The sequence below is a fragment of the uncultured Aquimarina sp. genome, assembly GCF_947492405.1.
Taxonomy (GTDB): Bacteria; Bacteroidota; Bacteroidia; order Flavobacteriales; family Flavobacteriaceae; genus Aquimarina.
Map to the genome: position 1 here is coordinate 232,115 of NZ_CANLMP010000003.1, position 19,099 is coordinate 251,213.

At 37.5% G+C, this 19,099-nt stretch carries 6 protein-coding genes; all 6 read left to right on the forward strand.

Annotated elements, in window-relative coordinates; genetic code table 11:
- Window positions 1–36: 36 nt before the first annotated feature.
- The 6 genes from Q0829_RS12680 to Q0829_RS12705 all read left to right on the forward strand — a co-directional run bounded on the left by Q0829_RS12680 (window position 37) and on the right by Q0829_RS12705 (window position 19,081).
- Window positions 37–4,614, forward strand: a complete 4,578-nt coding sequence (locus Q0829_RS12680) for an immunoglobulin-like domain-containing protein (protein ID WP_298543337.1) — start codon at window positions 37–39, stop codon at window positions 4,612–4,614.
- Between the two features lie 65 nt (window positions 4,615–4,679).
- Window positions 4,680–5,375 carry a fibronectin type III domain-containing protein gene (locus Q0829_RS12685; protein WP_298543341.1) on the forward strand — a complete coding sequence of 232 codons (696 nt, stop codon included), beginning with the start codon at window positions 4,680–4,682 and terminating at the stop codon, window positions 5,373–5,375.
- A 1,064-nt stretch (window positions 5,376–6,439) separates the two neighbouring features.
- Window positions 6,440–10,849: a LamG domain-containing protein gene (locus Q0829_RS12690; protein ID WP_298543342.1), complete on the forward strand. Its 4,410-nt coding sequence runs from the start codon at window positions 6,440–6,442 to the stop codon at window positions 10,847–10,849.
- Between the two features lie 131 nt (window positions 10,850–10,980).
- Window positions 10,981–15,372 carry an immunoglobulin-like domain-containing protein gene (locus Q0829_RS12695; protein ID WP_298543344.1) on the forward strand — a complete coding sequence of 1,464 codons (4,392 nt, stop codon included), beginning with the start codon at window positions 10,981–10,983 and terminating at the stop codon, window positions 15,370–15,372.
- 365 nt (window positions 15,373–15,737) lie between these two features.
- On the forward strand, window positions 15,738–18,203 hold the full coding sequence (locus Q0829_RS12700) for a tail fiber domain-containing protein (protein ID WP_298543347.1): 2,466 nt from the start codon (window positions 15,738–15,740) through the stop codon (window positions 18,201–18,203).
- Window positions 18,204–18,205: 2 nt separating this feature from the next.
- A complete protein-coding gene (locus Q0829_RS12705; RefSeq protein WP_298543351.1) occupies window positions 18,206–19,081 on the forward strand; it encodes a hemagglutinin protein in 876 nt (291 codons plus the stop codon).
- Window positions 19,082–19,099 lie beyond the last annotated feature (18 nt).

Consider the following 19,099-nt stretch of genomic DNA (forward strand, 5'->3'; position numbering starts at 1 on the left):
ATAATTAAAAACAAATAACTTTTAAACCCCTTTTCTATGAAAAAAATACTACTATTTCTAGTGTGTTTTGTATGTACTTACCATATTCAAGCGCAATGTGGTCCAGGACAAGATACAACCCCTCCTGTATTTGGTGATGCCGGAGACGGTTCTATGGCAAGACCTTTTCGAAGCTTAGCATCATCTGTAGTAGGTGGTGTGCCGAGTGGTCAATATTACTTTAGTTTTGATGGTAATACATTCCAGGGAGAACTGGATAATGACACCGATGGCGGTGGATGGTTAATGATCTTAAATTATGTACATGTAGCAGGAGATAATTCAAATCTAACGATTCGTAATACAGATTTACCTTTACTAGGTTCCTCTACATTAGGTGATGATGAAGCTGGAACAGCCAATTGGGGACACTTTGGTAACCAATTAGCCGCAGCTATTGATTTTGAGGAAATGAGATTTTATGGAGTAACAACTGGGCACTCTAGAGTAATTAATTTTAAAACGAGTTACCAACGAGTACTGGATTATGTAAAAACAGGAACGGGCTCTTTTGATAGAATTAATGAAAGTGTAAATCATACAGTTTTTGCTGATCACACTGCTTTTATCCCAGCACAGGGATTTAATGAATTTAATAACCAAGGAGATTTAGCCTTAACCAATTTTCCATTTTGGGCAGCAGGAGCTTATCACTGGGGGATTCGTGGTGGTGGAAGTCGTTGGGAAGTAGATGACTTTGCAAACAATACACAAAGTACTATTCATAGAGTTTGGGTGCGTGGTGATTTGTCACCCGCTGGTGAAAATGAGATTACCGTGCAATTAGACAATAGAGGTAACATTTCTATTACTCCTACTGATTTTGATCCCATTGCTACAGATAATTGTGGTACGGTAAACTTTAGTTTAAGTCAAACAGATTTCGATTGTACGATGTTGGGAGCAAATGTGATTCAATTGATTGCTACAGATGACCAAAACAATTCGGTTTCAATGGATGTTACGGTGAATGTAGAAGATGCAACGGGACCAGAAATTAATATTACAGCGGATTTATCGATTCCATTTGATCTGGATCCGATGACCAATACCTTTACCTTAACTCCCGCAGATTTAGGATTGACTACTCCTGATAATTGTGGATTGCAAAGTATGACAATCAGTGAAACTGATTTTGATTGTAGCTCGGTTGGATCTAGAGGTATTAGCATTACTGCAATTGATATTAATAATAACGAAACTGTACAAAATATAATAGTTAGAATTAGAGATACTATTGACCCTGTGATAAATTGTGTAGCTCCTTTTACAGTGTTTTTAGATGAGCAAGGTGAAGTAAGATTAACACCAGAAGATTTAGGTACTTTTTCTGATAATTGTTCAACGAATGCCTTTTTAAGTAGGAGTTTCTTTAATTGTTCGAATATTGGAGACAATACAGTTACCCTATTTGTTCAGGATAATTATGGTAATCAAGTGAGTTGCGATGTCGTAGTAACTATTGATGTTGCTTGCCCTACTAATATGATTGTAGATAATAACCCTAACGAATGTGGGGCTACAATAAACTATAATAATTCAAGCTGTTATACATTGATCTCAGGATTAGATAGTGGAGAATTCTATCCATTAGGAACGACAACCAATGTTATTGAAATTACAGATGCAAGTGGTACTACTTCTCAATGTACATTTGATGTGACTGTAAGAGACACACAAGCTCCTTTATATATAGCACAAGATCAAGTAGTAATATTGGATGCTTCAGGCACTACAATATTAACTCAGGAAGATGTAATAAGAGTTCATCCATCTGCACCTCAGTATCAAGTAGAGATTTCAGGTACTTTTGCACCAGTGGATATTAGTACCATTGGTACAGAAATCACATTAGGAGATGATGAGTTATCGGATCCATTACCGTTCGATTTTATTTTCAATTTCTATGGAAATCAATATGCAGAATATTATATCTCATCTAATGGATTTATCTCATTTTCTGGAGATGATGATGGATGTTGTAGTGGAGATCGACTTCCAGATACTGACGAACCTAATAATTTGATTGCCTTTGATTGGAATGATGTAGATCCTGGAAATGGTGGAACGATACGTTACGCTACCATTGGTACGGCACCAAACCGAATTGCTATTGTCGATTTTGATGCTGTAGAACATAATAACAGTAGTATAGACCCAACAACGGTACAGGTTAAAATGTTTGAATCTAATAATAGAATCGAGATCCATGCCACTAGCATTCCATCCACAGCTGTTAGTGGTCAAAGAAAAACTCAAGGTGTTGAAAACTCTGATGGAACAAGAGCAGTACCTGTACCAGGACGTAACTCTACTGTATGGTCTGCTACTAATGATTATGTGGCATTTGTACCAAGTACAGGAGCTTATGATAATTGTGGGATTGACACTATACAAATGACAAACACAACATTTGATTGTACAAGTCTTGGTATGAATCAGGTAGATATTACTATTACCGATGTCAATGGAAATGTATCTCAACAGACTGCTACGATTAATGTAACCACTATTGATAATACACCTCCTGCGATAATGTTGAATGGAGATAATCCACAAATGATTGAATTAGGTGATGGATATGCTGAGTTGGGAGCAACCACAGATGATGGTTCTCCTGTGATGATTGATGCTAGTGCTTTTCAGGATGTAGTAGGAAGTTATCAGATAGTATACAGTGCAGCAGATGCTTTGTGTAATGACGCTGAAGTAATACGTATCGTGATTGTACAGGATACTACCGCACCAATCATTACACTAAATGGAGATAATCCACAAATTATAGAGTTAGGCGACGGATATACAGAATTGGGAGCAACTACAGATGATGGATCTCCTATAACCATAGATAATTCAGATTTTCAAGATGCCGTAGGAAGCTATGTGATACAGTATAATGCAACAGATGCTAATGGAAATGACGCCATAGAAGTTACGCGAATGGTGGAGGTTGTAGACACAACAGCACCAGTAATTACGTTGAATGGAGATAATCCACAAATTATTGAACTAGGATCTGGATATATAGAATTAGGAGCAACAACGGATGATGGTTCTTCGGTAATTATTGATAGTTCAGATTTCGCAGATATAGTAGGAAGTTATGTAATACGTTACAATGCTGCAGATGCAAACGGAAACAGTGCTATAGAGGTTACTAGAACTGTAAATGTAGTAGATACCACTGCACCAATGATTACCTTAATCGGAGATAATCCACAAGTAATCGAATTCGGAACAGGATATGTAGAATTAGGAGCATCGACGGATGATGGTTCTTCTGTAATGATAGATAGTTCTGATTTTCAAGATGCAGTTGGTAGTTATGTAATACGTTACAATGCTACAGATGCTAATGGAAACGACGCCATCGAAGTTACTCGAACAGTGGAGGTGTTAGATACGACACTTCCTGTAATTACTTTGAATGGCGATAATCCACAGATTATTGAATTCGGAACTGGATATGTAGAATTAGGAGCAACTACTGATGATGGCTCTCCTATAATGATAGATAGTTCTGATTTTCAAGATACCGTTGGAAGCTATGTAATACGTTACAACGCCACAGATGCGAATGGCAATAATGCTATAGAAGTTACTCGATCTGTTGAAGTAGTAGATACTACAGCTCCTGTAATTACTTTAACAGGAGATAATCTACAAGTAATCGAATTGGGCGAAGGATATGCAGAATTAGGTGCTACTACAGATGATGGATCGAATATTAGAATCGATGCTTCTGGTTTTGTCGATGCGGTAGGCAGTTATGCCATTACCTATAATGCTACTGATGCTTTTGGTAATATAGCTGTGCAAGTTACCAGAACAGTAATCGTAATACCTTGTGCAATAGATGCGCTACCAGAAAACAATTTCAATATTCAGACGTCCAGTGAAACCTGTCCAGGTAAAAACAATGGAATTATTACAATCAACACTCTAGAGGAACAAGATTATATTGCAACTATCAATAACGAAACATACGCTTTTAGGTCAAATCTAGTAGTAACAGATCTAACTCCAGGAGTATATCCGGTATGTATTACTATTGCAGGAGCACCTAATTGCGAACTCTGTTTTGAATTGGTGATTCAAGAAGGTACTATCATGACCGGAGAAACATTTATTGCCAATGAAAACGGTTTCAATAAACAAATGCAGGTTGAAATTGAAAAAGGGACTGCTCCCTTTACGGTCAGTATTAATAATGAAATTATGGGTGAGTATGCTACCAATAGTTTCTTTGTAGAGATTAAGAATGGAGACCTTGTAGAAATAACTTCTAGTCTGGTATGCGAAGGGAAATTAACAACTAAAGTAGAAGATTTATTTGAAAACATTAGCTTATATCCTAACCCTACACGTTCAAATACAACTTTAAGACTTCCTCAGATTGGAAAAAATACAATTATGATCAATATTCATAACGCTTTAGGAATGATTGTTTCCTCTAGAGAATATCATATCAACAATAGCCAGGTGATCCTACCAATGGAAAATTTATCATCAGGAGTATACTTCATTCGAATTAACGAAGGAACTATAAAAACATTTAAGGTCATAAAAGAGTAAATCAATGAGATTTCTGCCTATTGTGGTAGGCAGAAATTCTATTCTACTAATAAAAATATAAACAAATGAAAAACATATATATCCTTATTTTAAGTGTATTTGCACTTTCCTCTTGTAGTGATGAAGAATTTGACGTCATAGAAGTAGACAGTCTTAATATAGAAGTTATTCCTTCGATACCTCGTTTGATCTATCCTACCAATAATTTGGTGTGTACAAATTTTGATCTGGATTTTGAATGGACACCATCTACATCTGATATTTCCAATGCATTCATATATATAATTGAAATTGCAACAGATGATACTTTTTCTAACATAGTATTTAAAACAAATACCTCTCAAAGTACAAGATCCTTTAATCTTGAGAAAGGTACTACCTACTTCTGGAGAGTAAAAGCCTTTGATACTAGAGGTTATGAAAGTAGATATACCGGTACGCAAACTTTTTTTACGGAGCCTGAAGCTGGAATAAATAATATTCCTTATCCTCCTCAAGTTGTATTCCCTATATCAGGAGCATCTTTATCAGGAACAGCAACAACTTTGGATTGGAATACCGCAGACAGTGATGGCGACCCATTACTATTTGATGTATACTTTGGCGAGTCCAACCCTCCTCAATTAGTTGCAGAAAATATTGATGCTTCAACATTTGATGTAGCTATTTTAGCAAATAAAACATACTATTGGAGGGTTGTTGCCAAAGACAATAATCAAGGTGTTGCCATTGGCCGAGTTTGGAATTTTAAAACAAACTAGAAACCTGTAAACTTAGAGCTACTCTTTTTGATATATGTTTTAGAAGGAAAGATAGTTTTTGTGAGTTTACTATTTTGAAGTATGATTATACTGGTGTATAGCTTATAAGCTGAAAATGCTTTAAGACAGAAGTAAGAAACTACGATATTTAATTTACAATTATATGAAACCATTCCAATACATTGATTGGGGTGGTTTTTCTTTTGTAACCAAAGCATTTCTCAATTTTGATTACAGCAATTTTATATAAAAAATGGTATTAGAATATACCGGAGACGAATTTGAGTCATACTATCGAAACAGAAATGTTAGCTATTTTTTTAGTCACTGTGATACCTATATACCTTTTTGGAATCGGTCTAGAATTGCTAACAGTTTTGAAATATTGAAAGCGTAAAGAAAACATTTAGGTTAATAAAAAACTAAGAGCTTAGGGTTAATTACGAGTCTACTTTATTGAGGCACCGTAGATATGGTGTGAAATTACCTGTTTAGATGTAATAACGACTTTAAGAGTTTTTGATTAGATGTCGATTTTTAAAGATTTTGTAATTATTAGGTTTTCATATAAGTTGTTGTTTTTCAGGTTTTTGTGTTTTTTGTAGGGGTGTTTGTAGGGGTGCTTTTTTCTTTGAAAAGTAATACATAATATACTTTTGGGTCACCTGAATTATTAAACACTTAAAACCTATGAAACTTTTATGCATTTCTACACGATCAGATATGAGTTTAAAATTTTTAAACCTTTTGTCGAAAAAATAAATAAAAAAATAGGGTATTTCAAAATCTACCTGTAATAGGATTAATTCAGGCGATCAAAATCGCTTAGTCATTACATAATAAACCTATAAAAGCCCCTTTAAGATGAAAAAAATTACTCCTTTAGTATTAGCAACCTACTTTAATCAATTCTTCTGTAAGTTTTTGCCTTCGCGAAGTAGTATTTATTTCCAGACCACCAATACAGATTAATTTTCATCAGGTGGACATACTTGTCAAAAAAACTACTCTCTAAGAGTCACAAGAACATTTAAAAAAATCAATTCTTTTAACCCCTCTTTACTATGAAACAATGCTATAAACCTACAGTGCTTTTTAGAAAATTTTATACTACAATGCTACTTTTTTTAGTGACAGCCTTTAGTACTTTTTCCCAAATCTCCCCCGAAGCAGAGCCCAATAATACGGTTGCTGAAGCTCTTGCTTCCTCTCAGAATCGAATTTTCGAACCTACAACCCTTACAGGAACCGTTTCTTCAGGGGATGATGATTATTTCCTGATCGGCTATGACTTCTCCATGAGTTTTCCTCAGGAGTTCAGGTGGTGGGTCTATTTTGATGGTAATATACCAAATGGAATAACCGTGGAAAGAGGAGTAATTGATAGCCCTACAGGGCTTTATGCCGGAACAGAATCTTCTTTGCAGACACCTTTTACACACTGTGGTACGTTTGAATATACTTCTTCATTTACAAATCGGTATACTTTCTTAAGAATTCGATCTACTGATGGTTCAAGCCAGAGTTATTCTATCTCTATTAAAGAGAAAGACGCAGCAGTGACTGCATGTTTTGGTGCTGCAGCGCCTAATCAGGACGTGATTGTGCCTTGTGTAGCTCCTTCGGCAACTACACTCTCCGGAACTACGCGGACAAGTACAACCAGTCTACAACTCAATAGTTTTCCTGCTGTAAGTGGTGCAGATGGCTATATAGTACAAATTTCTGATAACGGTACGTTTTCTAATTTATCTAATCAATATGATGAAGCCTACACTGGTACACCAAATACAGTCTTTGGAGGTTCTGGAAATCAGGTAGCAGCAAATCTTATTTCTCCTAGTGCGGTTGATGTATCCGGTTTGAGTCAAGGTACAAATTATACCTTCAAGGTGACACCTTACTCAAACTGTTTGAGTTTCTATAAAATGGGTGCTGGTATAACAACTACTCCCTCTCAGACTTGTGGTGTAGTTCCTTCAGCACCAACAAGTCTTACAGCTATTTCATCTTCACCAACATCGATTACCTTACAGTCTATTGGTGCGGCTTCTGGTGGAGCTACAGGGTATATCACTTATCTTAATGATAACAATACGTTTATAGCACCTACTTCTATTCCTTCTGCCAACACTATCTATAATGGAACTGGGCAGCAAGCTATTAATGTAGGAAGTTCTACCTCTCCTAATACAACCATTAGCGGTACGGGAATTATTTCAGAAAATACTTATTACATGAGAAGTTATGCATACGAAACATGTGATGGCATCAATTATATAGAAACAACAGGAGTAAGTAGTTCAATAACAATTTGCGCAGGTGCTCCTACTGGTTCTCCAACCACACTTTCATTAAATAATGTAAGTCATAGTTCGATAGATCTCGCTTCCATTTCCACTGTGGCGGATGCGGATGGATATGTTGTATTAATAAATACAACCAATAGTTTTACAAATCCTACTGATGGAGTATTGCCAAGTGCAAATACTGTGTATGTAGGAAGTGGTGAACAAGTGGTATATGTAGGGACTTCTTCGACAATCAATACCTCAATTACGAATCTGGATAATAGTAACGGAGGAGTAACATATTATTTCAAAGCATTTGCATACAGAAATTGTGAAAGCAATGGCTTTTTTGAATCTACCGGTGTAGAAGCTAATGCTGCCACATTAGGTGCCGTGCAGACTGTCGCTAGTGATGCTGTCTTTTTTGAAGTAGGAGATACATTTATGGATTTCAAATCTTTTACGGGAGCTGCAGGAGCGACGGGACATGTAGTCAAAATGAACACAACAAATTCTTTCACTGCTCCAGCAGATGGAAGTGCTTCGCTACCTGGTGCAAGTACTACGTACTCAGGTGGTGAGCAAGTGGTATATGCTGGTGCATCCGTAGATCCAGATATTCGAATATCTGGACTCTCTGCAGCTACCACGTATTACTTTACGATATATACATATTCTGAAATAGATGGTGTAATCTTTTATAATTCCACAGGTTATTCGTTTTCACAAGAAAATGTAAAACCTAGTCCAACACTAACTCTTGATGACATTACAAAAACGTACGGAGATGCTACTTTTAATGCAGTTGCTTCTTCAAATTCTGGCGGTGATCTTACGTATTCCTTAGTAAGTCAAACCAATGGAGGAAGTGCCGTGGCTACAAATGGTACAGTTACCGTAGGTAATGCAGGAACTGTAACTATCCAAGTAGATCAAGCTGCTACTGCAAATTATAATTCTGGTGCGGTACAAGCTACAATGACAATTAATAAAGCGGATCCAATCATTCAATTTGACCCTGTTACGGTTCTCTCTGGTTCTCCTAATCAAGTACTTTCGGCAACTGCTCAAGTTGTAGGTTCAGGAGCAAGTGCTTCTACAGGTACTATTAGTTATACTATAGAAGGTGGTGCGCCAAATGGGAATACATTATCTGGAGCTAACAATTCTGTATGGACAGTTGGCGATGGAGGTGTTTTTACCATCAGAGCTACAATTGCCGAGGATGCTAATTACAATATGGGTGTCCAGGATGCATTATTTACAGTTACAGTACCATCACCAGCACTACACTTTGAGCAAGTGGTAAACTTTACAGATTATGATTATCTATCAGTGCCAGATGATAATTCATTAGATTTCACAGACCATTTTACTTATGAGGCATGGGTGAATTTTGAACAATTAAACGTGTCTAATGCAGGGTTTGGTTGGAGAGCACTATTTGCAAAATCCAGATATGTAGATAGCTATGGCTTAATGGTCTATGCTCCATCAAAATTAATGCGTTTTTATCATACTGGTTTTGGAAATGGTTTTACTGATTATACTTGGTCAGATTTAACTGCTGGTAGTTGGCATCATGTTGCGGTAAAGTTGGATGGTACTAATAATAAAGCGTCTATTTTAATTGATGGTATAGAAGTAGCTTCTAGTACAGATGCTGGTACAGGTGAATTACCAACTAATGCTGAACCACTTTTAATTGGAGCAAGTAGAAATGTAATTAATGATCCTTATCCATTTGATGGAGCCATGGATGAAATTAGGTTTTGGAACGTTGCTAGAACGAATGCTGAAATTGACGATTATAAAAATGTAGAGCTTCAAGGCTCAGAATCGGGACTTGTATTGTATTATAATTTTAGCGAAGGAACCATCAATGGTGACAACACAGGAATAACACAGGTGCTAGATCAAAGTACTGCCGGGAATCATGCAACTTTTAACAGGTTTGCCTTAACAGGAACACAAAGTAACTATGTGGATGGTTCTGGAATTGGATTTACACCTCGTCTATCTCAAGTCATTACATTCAATGCATTAAGCGATAAAACTTTCGGTGACCCAACATTTGATTTAGCAGCAATCTCAAGTTCTGGTTTGCCTATAACTTATGAGAGTTCAGATACTTCAGTGGCAACCATTTCAGGAAATACGGTGACAATTGTAGGAGGAGGAAACGTTAATATCACAGCTTTACAAATTGGAACTTCTAATTACTTGCCAGCACCAAATGTAGTGCAGAGTTTAACGGTAAATAGAGCATCGCAAACAATCACTTTTGATGCATTAGCTGATGTAGCCTTTGGAGATGCGGATTTTGACCTTACTGTATCTGGAGGAGCTTCGGGTAATGCAGTTACATTTATGAGCTCTGATACCGGTGTGGTAACAATCTCAGGAAATACAGTAAGTGTTGTTGGTGTTGGAACTATTGATATCACTGCTTCTCAGGATGGTAATGATGATTACGATGTAGCTCCGAACGTTGTACAATCCTTAACTGTAAATGCAGGAATGATCCTAGTATCTCCCAAAATATACTTGCAAGGAGCAGCAACCAATCCTAATACTGGAGAAGAAACATTAATGAGAGATGATCTTAGAACCGGTGGAATGATTCCTACTACAAGCCCTTATGCTGATGCACTTGTGTTAGATTCAGCTTTATTAGCCGTAACAGGAGCTGATGCCATTGTAGATTGGATATGGATTGAATTAAGAGAAGCCAATGATAATACAGTATTTGTAGAAGGTAAATCAGCTTTATTACAGCGTGATGGTGATATTGTGAACGTTGATGGAGTATCATCAGTGTCTTTCGTTCTATCAGCTGATGATTACTATATAGCAATTAAACACCGTAATCACTTAGGCGTACTTTCAATAAATACCCATTATTTATCATCAAGCAACCCTATTGTTGATCTTTCTTCAAACAATACTTCATTACAAGGATCAGCTAACGCTGTAATTGATATGGGTGATGGGGTCTTTGCTATCCCTGTAGGAGATCAGGACGAGAATGGTCAGATCCAAAATGCTGATGTCAATGCAGTCATACAAGTATTAGGAGGATCAGGATATAGCAAAGCTGATATGGATATGAACGGTCAAATCCAGAATACAGACATCAATACATTAATGAACCCTAACCTTGGTAAAGGAGAACAGTTTTAAACCTTTTATCGAAAAAAATAAAATAAAAATAGGGTGTCTCAAAACTTGACTGTATTAACTGAAATCACCCATAAGAAATTATTGAAATTTATAAAACTAATAATCCTTAAAACCCCTTAAACAAATACAATATGAAACACAATTATTACAGATTTATTAAGAACTTAACCTTGACACTAGCCCTGGTGTCAGGATTGATCAGTGTGCAGGCACAGGATATCCTTTTTACCTTTGCCAATGCACAAAACACCAATGACGGAGTCGATGATTTCTACGAAGTAGATGTCTTTATAGAAAGTACTGTAGATTTCAAACTAGGATCAGGTCAGTTGTATTTTAACTATAATTCCGAGGCTTTCGGAATTAACATTGATGGAGATCCTTCAGCAGTCCCTCCGATACCCGATGTTTCAGAATATATACAACCTTCCAGTTCTATTACCGGAGCTGCTTTATTTGGAGGTGTTTTAAACGTTTATAATGGTTTTGTAGATAACAACAATACAGATACCAGATATTCTGTTTCCTTTCAACAAGGTGTTAATGTAAGTCTAATGGACACTCAAAGTGATGTGACCAGTACACCAAAGCTTTTATTTCATCTAAAGATAAAGTATCAGGATATTACAAAAGATCCAATGTTTACTTTTGAAGAAGCAGCTCTTTTTGGAGGTCAATTTGTAATTGCCTGTGAAGGTATTCCTTGTTCTGGGACTGTTATATCTGCTGCGAACGATACCTTTGATTCTTCAGGAGCAGAAATTGATACAACGCCTCCTGTAATTACCCTGTTAGGAAATGCTACTGAGACTGTTGAGGCCGGAAGTACCTATGCTGATGCAGGAGCTACCGCTCTGGATAATGTGGATGGGGATATTACAGCAAATATTGTTATAGCAAATCCGGTGGACACTGCGGTGCCTGGAGTGTATACAGTAACATATAATGTAAGTGATGCTGTCGGAAATGCTGCAGTAGAAGTGACCCGTGAAGTAACAGTAGTGGACACAACTGCACCAATCATTGTATTAAATGGTTCCGCTACTATAACTGTAGAAGCAGGAAGCACCTATACTGATGCTGGCGCTACAGCTAGTGATATTGTTGATGGAGATCTTACAGCAAATATTGTGATGGTGAATCCTGTGGATACTTCAATACCTGGAGTATATACAGTAACATATAATGTAAGTGATGCGGCAACGAATGCTGCTTTAGAGGTTACCAGAGAAGTAACTGTTTCGGATACAACAGCTCCAGTGATTGCCTTAGACGGTTTAGCTAATGTAGCTGTAGAAGCAGGAAGTACCTATACGGATGCTGGCGCTACAGCCAGTGATTCTTTCGACGGAGACCTAACCGCAAGTATTGCAGTAGTAAACCCGGTGAATACTTCAGTACCTGGAGTATACACAGTAACCTATAATGTAAGTGATGCAGCAATGAACGCTGCTGTTGAGGTTACCAGAGAAGTAACCGTTTCGGATACTACAATTCCTGTAGTAGCATTAAATGGTTCCGCTACTATAACTATAGAAGCAGGAAGTACTTATGCTGATGCTGGTGCTACGGCAAGTGATTCTTTCGATGGAGATTTAACAGCAAGTATTGTAGTAGTAAATCCAGTGAATACTTCAGTACCTGGAGTATACACAGTAACCTATAACGTAAGTGATGCAGCAATGAATGCTGCTGTAGAGGTTACTAGAGAAGTAACTGTTTCGGATACCACAATTCCGGTAATCGCTTTAAATAGTTCAGCTACTGTGACTGTAGAAGCAGGTAGCGCTTATACGGATGCTGGTGCTACCGCAAATGATTCATTTGATGGAAATATTACAGCAAATATTGTAACGGTAAATCCAGTGAACACTTCTGTGGCTGGAGTATATACAGTAACCTATAATGTTAGTGACGCAGCAGGAAATAATGCAGTAGAGGTTACCAGAGAAGTTACGGTGACGGATACTACGGTACCTGTAATTACAGTATTGGGTAGTCCTATTGAATTTGTTGAAGCAGGAAGCACATATACCGATGCTGGTGCTACCGCAAGTGATTCCTTTGATGGAAATATTACAGCAAATATTGTAACGGTAAATCCTGTGAACACTTCTATTCCTGGATCTTATACAGTAACCTATAATGTTAGTGATGCCGCTGGAAATGCAGCTGCCCAACAAACTCGTTTAGTGTTTGTACAAGATGATACCCCTCCTGTAATTGCTTTAAATGGTGCTGCAACTATAACTGTAGAAGCAGGAAGTACTTATATGGATGCGGGAGCTACCGCTAGTGATTCATTTGACGGGGATATTACAGCAGATATCGTAACTGTAAATCCAGTGAACACTGCGGTGCCCGGAGTTTATACAATTACCTATAATGTAAGTGATGCAGCAATGAATGCTGCTGTAGAGGTTACTAGAGAAGTAACTGTTTCGGATACTACTATTCCAGTAATTGCATTAAATGGTTCAGCAACTGTAACTGTAGAAGCTGGAAGTACCTATGCTGATACTGGCGCTACCGCTAGTGATTCTTTTGATGGAGATATCACTGTAGACATTGTAACCGTAAATCCAGTAAACACTTCTGTTCCTGGCATGTATACAGTAACTTATAATGTAGAAGATAATGGAGGAAATATGGCTGTAGAGGTTACTAGAGAAGTAAACGTGATAGATACCACTGCACCGGTAATTATACCTAATGGAGTACCAGTTGTAACTGTGGAGGCCGGAAATGCATATGTAGATGCCGGAGCCACCGCAAGTGATATAGTAGATGGTGATCTTACTGCTAGCATTGTAGTGATAAACTCTGTAAATACATTAATCCCTGGATCATATTCAGTTACATACGATGTGGCTGATGCCGCTGGTAATGATGCCATACAAATAGTTCGTATCGTAAACGTAGTAGATACTACAGCCCCAGTGATTAGCTTAACAGGAGCGAATCCACAAACTATTGAATTAGGAACTGGATACTCAGAATTAGGAGCTACCACAGATGATGGATCAGCAGTAGTAATCGATGCATCTGCTTTTATGGATGCAGTAGGAAGCTATAATGTTACCTATAATGCAACGGATGCTTCAGGAAATAATGCTATAGAAATAGTACGTGTAGTAAATGTAATAGATACGACTGCACCAATAATTACCTTAACCGGAGCGAATCCACAAACAATTCAATTAGGAACTGGGTATTCTGAATTAGGTGCTACTACCGATGATGGATCAGCCGTAGTAATCGATGCTTCTGCTTTTGTAGATGCAGTAGGAAGCTATAATGTAACCTATAATGCAACGGATGCTTCGGGAAATAATGCAGTAGAAGTAGTAAGAATTGTAAACGTAGTTGATACTGCAGCACCGATAATCTCTTTAACTGGAGCCAACCCGCAAATGATTGAAAGAGGTAATAGTTATTCTGAATTAGGAGCTACAACTAATGATGGCTCTGCAGTTGTAATCGATGCTTCAGCAGTAAATACAAATATAACAGGAAGCTACAATGTTACTTATAACGCAACAGATGCTTTTGGTAATAATGCAATAGAAGTAATTCGTATAGTAAATGTAGTAGACACTACTGCACCAATAATTACCCTAACCGGAGCGAATCCACAAACAATTCAGCTAGGAGCTGGGTATTCCGAATTAGGTGCTACTACCGATGATGGATCTGCCATAGTAATCGATGCATCTGCTTTTATGGATGCAGTAGGAAGCTATAATGTAACCTACAATGCTACGGATGCTTCAGGAAACAATGCAGTAGAAGTAGTAAGAACTGTAAATATTGTAGACGTCACCGGACCTATAATAACTTTAATAGGAGCGAATCCACAGACAATTGAATTAGGAGCTGGATATTCTGAATTAGGAGCAACTACAAATGACGGATCTGCTGTAGTAATCGATGCTTCTGCTTTTATGGATGCAGTAGGAAGTTACAATGTAACCTATAATGCAGTGGATGCCTCAGGAAACAATGCTGTAGAAGTTGTAAGAACTGTAAATGTGGTAGATACCACTGCGCCGATAATATCCCTAATAGGAGCCAATCCACAGGAAATTGAATTAGGAGCCGCATACTCAGAATTAGGTGCTACTACCGATGATGGATCAGCAGTTGTAATTGATGCATCCGCAGTAGACATAAACATTGTTGGAAGTTATAGTGTAACCTATAACGCTACAGACGCATCAGGTAATAATGCAGTAGAAGTGATTAGAACTGTAAATGTAGTACCATTATTAAGTGTAGAAGATAATGAGCTGGCATTAATTAAACTATATCCTAATCCGGTGTCAGACAGATTTGTAATTTCCGGAATTTCCCAACAAGTCGATGCTGTAGCCATATATTCAATGGAAGGTAGATTAGTAAAAAGTATTGACAACTATAGTTCAGAAACTATAAATGTTGCTCAACTTCAAGGAGGAGTATATCTAGTAAGGATTACTCTAGGAAGCGCCGTAAAAACAATACAGTTCTTAAAGAAAAATTAATTTGATTGGAATGCGCCAATAATTGTTAGTTAGAGAAAATCACCGACCTGCTCAATTAAGGTCGGTGAATTTTCAAAAAAACCTACAAAACATTATTAACTATGAAGAAAATATTAGAAAAATATAGGCTGGTTATAACATTACTAGCCCTCTACACCCTACTACTTATAGGGGTTTTAGAAATGATAAAAGGATAATGTTATTTCTTGTCTTTATGCCTCTTTACAGATAATTTAAATAAGAAATAGTTACAATACATCACGGAAAAAGGGGCCGTGATATGCATTGAATTTGCAGGATATATTGGGGTTGTTCATAGCGACCCCATATGTTTAAACTACAAAACAATATAAACCTATTATAGAATGAAAAAAATTATATGCTTTTTAATAGCTGCCTTATGTTATGGGATTGGATTTTCTCAAACTTTTAATTACCAGGCAGTAGTGAGAGATGCAACCGGAGACCCTGTTACTAATCAGTCAATAGGAGTTTTGGTTCGAATTATAGAAGGAAGCGCCGCAGGAAGCGTTGTTTATAACGAAGCACATACAGTGACCTCTAGTGACCAAGGAGTGATTACCTTCCTTGTAGGAGGAGGAACATCAGGAGCTAATTTTTTAGCAATCGATTGGAGTAAACAAAATCAGTGGATTGATGTTCAGGTTGATATTACTGGTGGAACTAGCTATGTCTCCATTGGAACCTCAAAACTACAATTTGTACCATACGCGATGTATGCGTTAAATAGTAATAATGCTACCAATGCCGGTCCTTTTGATTATACTGGTGGAGTCATAAGTAATAACAATGGTAATATTTTCACAGATGATTTTGTCTTTGGATCATCACAATTAGATGCCAATGGTTCTTTTAACGCAAGTTTTAATAATCGAATGTTCTTTGATAAAAGTAAAGCAGCTTTTCGTGCAGGATATACCCAGCAGGCTCAATGGGATGAAGCTAATGTAGGAGATTATTCGGTTGGTTTTGGAGAAGGTGGGACTGCAAGTGGTCGTAATTCATTCTCTATGGGACGTAATGCCAATGCAACCGGTAATGAAGCCTTTGCTTTTGGTACGAATGCAGGTGGTTTTGGAGATTTTTCAAGAGGATTTGGAGTAACTGCACGAGCTTTTGGAGACTATGCCACTGCGATTGGGAGACAGATAATTGCCAACTCAATGGCTGAAATTCAGTTGGGCCAATATAGTACCTTTGTTTCAGGTTCTGCAGATACCTGGGTACCTACTGATCGTTTATTCGTTATTGGTAATGGGCAAGAAGATATTAATCTGGCTTTAAATAGTGATGCGTTGGTAATGCTTAAAAATGGTAATACTACCCTAAACGGAATGTTAACTATTGATGGTGACAATCAGGGAGCAGGAACTTCATTTACGTTACCTGCACAAGATGGTACGGCATTACAGATTATGCAAACAGACGGAGCAGGAAATGTTTCATGGGTAACACCTGCAGCAGATGCGATCCCAAATGGTGGAAATAACGGAGAAGTTCTTTCTACAAATGGTTCAGGAGTTTTATCATGGATAAGCAATGACATACTTCCTGCAGGTGGTACTAATGGATTTGTATTAAGTACAGATGGATCCGGAAATTATTCTTGGATTACCTCTGATGATGCAGATGCCGACGCTACCAATGAGATCGAATTACCAACCGGTGGAAATAACGGACAAGTATTAGCTACAGACGGTAGTGGTGTATACAGTTGGATAGATCAACCTGCATTACCTGTAACCGTATTTTCTACTGTAAATAATGTAACTAGTAATGCACCGGGAACTATTGCTACAGATGATTTTGTTTTTGGAAGCACACAATTAGATAACCTTACTGGAGCTGATGATAACTCCAGAATGTTTTATGATAAAAGTAGAGGAGCATTCAGAGCAGGAAATATGGTAGATGGTGTTGGTGGTTTTGATGAAGCCAATTTAGGACCATTCTCGGTTGGTTTCGGACAAGTAAACACAGCAACAGGATGGTATGCAGCAACGATGGGTATCAATAATACATCATCCGGATTTGGTAGTTTAACAGCAGGAAATACTAATGTTGCTTCTGGAAATCAATCAGTTGCACTAGGTAGTAATAATACAGCTTCAGGAACACAATCGTTCACTCTTGGTTATGCACTTAAGGCAGAGAGTGTGGGACAGGTTAGTTTGGGATATTTTAATACAGAAGATGCAGGAAACCCTAATGCCTATATAGATACAGATCGTTTGTTTGTGATTGGTAATGGAGTCTCAGACATTAATGGTATTACTAGATCTGATGCCTTTTTGATGCTTAAAAATGGAAATACAGCTTTTTCAGGTAATGTTGGCGTAGGTACTACTACACCAGAAACCACCTATGCATTGAATGTAAATGGAGATTTAAATTATACCGGAAACTTAACTAATATTTCGGACCGTCGTTACAAAAAGAATATTGAAACCTTATCGAACAGCTTAGATAAAATTCTAAAAACTGAAGGAGTTCAGTATGAAATGAGAAAAGATGAATTCTCGGATATGAAATTTGCGGATGGTCCGCAATATGGTGTGATTGCACAGGAAATCGAAAAGATTTTTCCGAACCTTGTAACTACTAATGATAATGGATATAAAAGTGTAAACTATACAGGATTGATTCCAGTGTTAGTGGAAGCACTTAAAGAACAACAACAATTGATTCAACAACAGCAATCCGAAATCACAGAATTAAAAGCTGAAGTTTCTACGGCTTCTAATTTAGAAAAACGCCTTCAGGCTTTAGAAGCAGTTGTAAAAAATCAGGTAACGTATAAAAAGAACTAGTTATGAAGAAGATATTTTTTACAATACTAAGCCTATGTACATTCTTTGGTTCACAAGCACAAAGCATAGAAAGACAAGTAATCAGTTCAGGAGGTAACACCATCAGTAATGGTGGTGTAACTCTTGACTATACTATAGGAGAACTGGCTGTAACTACCATTACTGATGGTACGATTACATTAACCCAAGGATTCCAACAGGCTACACTACAATTAGCGATTAAGATTAATCCGGTAGTGTTTTTACAAGGAGCAGCGATCAATCCCAGCGTAGGAGAAGAAACCCTGATGCGTGATGATTTAAGAGTTGCTACAGTGATTCCAATCACATCACCATACGCGGATGCTACAACTACTTTGGCTACTGTTTTTGATGCCACGGGAGCTAATGCCATTGTAGATTGGGTATGGATTGAGATACGAGATAAAAATGATGCTAATACAGTACTTGCCTCGACTTCGGCCCTACTACAACGTGATGGAGATATTGTGACTACAGATGGCACATCGGATCTCGAATTCGAATTACCAGAAGATAACTACTATGTGATGGTTTCTCATCGTAATCATTTAGCCATCCTATCAGCAAATACTGTTCCTCTATCCTCTACAGTTGCTAGCTTGGATTTTAGCGCTGTTAATACAGTTGCTCAAGGCGGAGCAAATGCTGTGGCTGATTTAGGTAATGGAAAATTTGCGATGCTTGGTGGTGATTTTGACGAGAATGGACAAGTTCAAAACTCAGATATTAACGCCGTAGTAGTATTGCTGGGAGGATCCGGATATTCTCTAGCAGATATGGATATGAATGGTCAGATTCAAAATACTGACATTAATAATGTCATGAACTCTAATCTAGGAAAAGGAGAGCAATTTTAGATAAACACACCTAAAAGC

Bases quoted from the DNA above. Each gene is read 5' to 3' on its own strand.
- Q0829_RS12705 (WP_298543351.1), top strand. From the start codon at position 18,206: ATGAAGAAGATATTTTTTACAATACTAAGCCTATGTACATTCTTTGGT.
- Q0829_RS12680 (WP_298543337.1), top strand. From the start codon at position 37: ATGAAAAAAATACTACTATTTCTAGTGTGTTTTGTATGTACTTACCAT.
- Q0829_RS12700 (WP_298543347.1), top strand. From the start codon at position 15,738: ATGAAAAAAATTATATGCTTTTTAATAGCTGCCTTATGTTATGGGATT.
- Q0829_RS12690 (WP_298543342.1), top strand. From the start codon at position 6,440: ATGAAACAATGCTATAAACCTACAGTGCTTTTTAGAAAATTTTATACT.
- Q0829_RS12695 (WP_298543344.1), top strand. From the start codon at position 10,981: ATGAAACACAATTATTACAGATTTATTAAGAACTTAACCTTGACACTA.
- Q0829_RS12685 (WP_298543341.1), top strand. From the start codon at position 4,680: ATGAAAAACATATATATCCTTATTTTAAGTGTATTTGCACTTTCCTCT.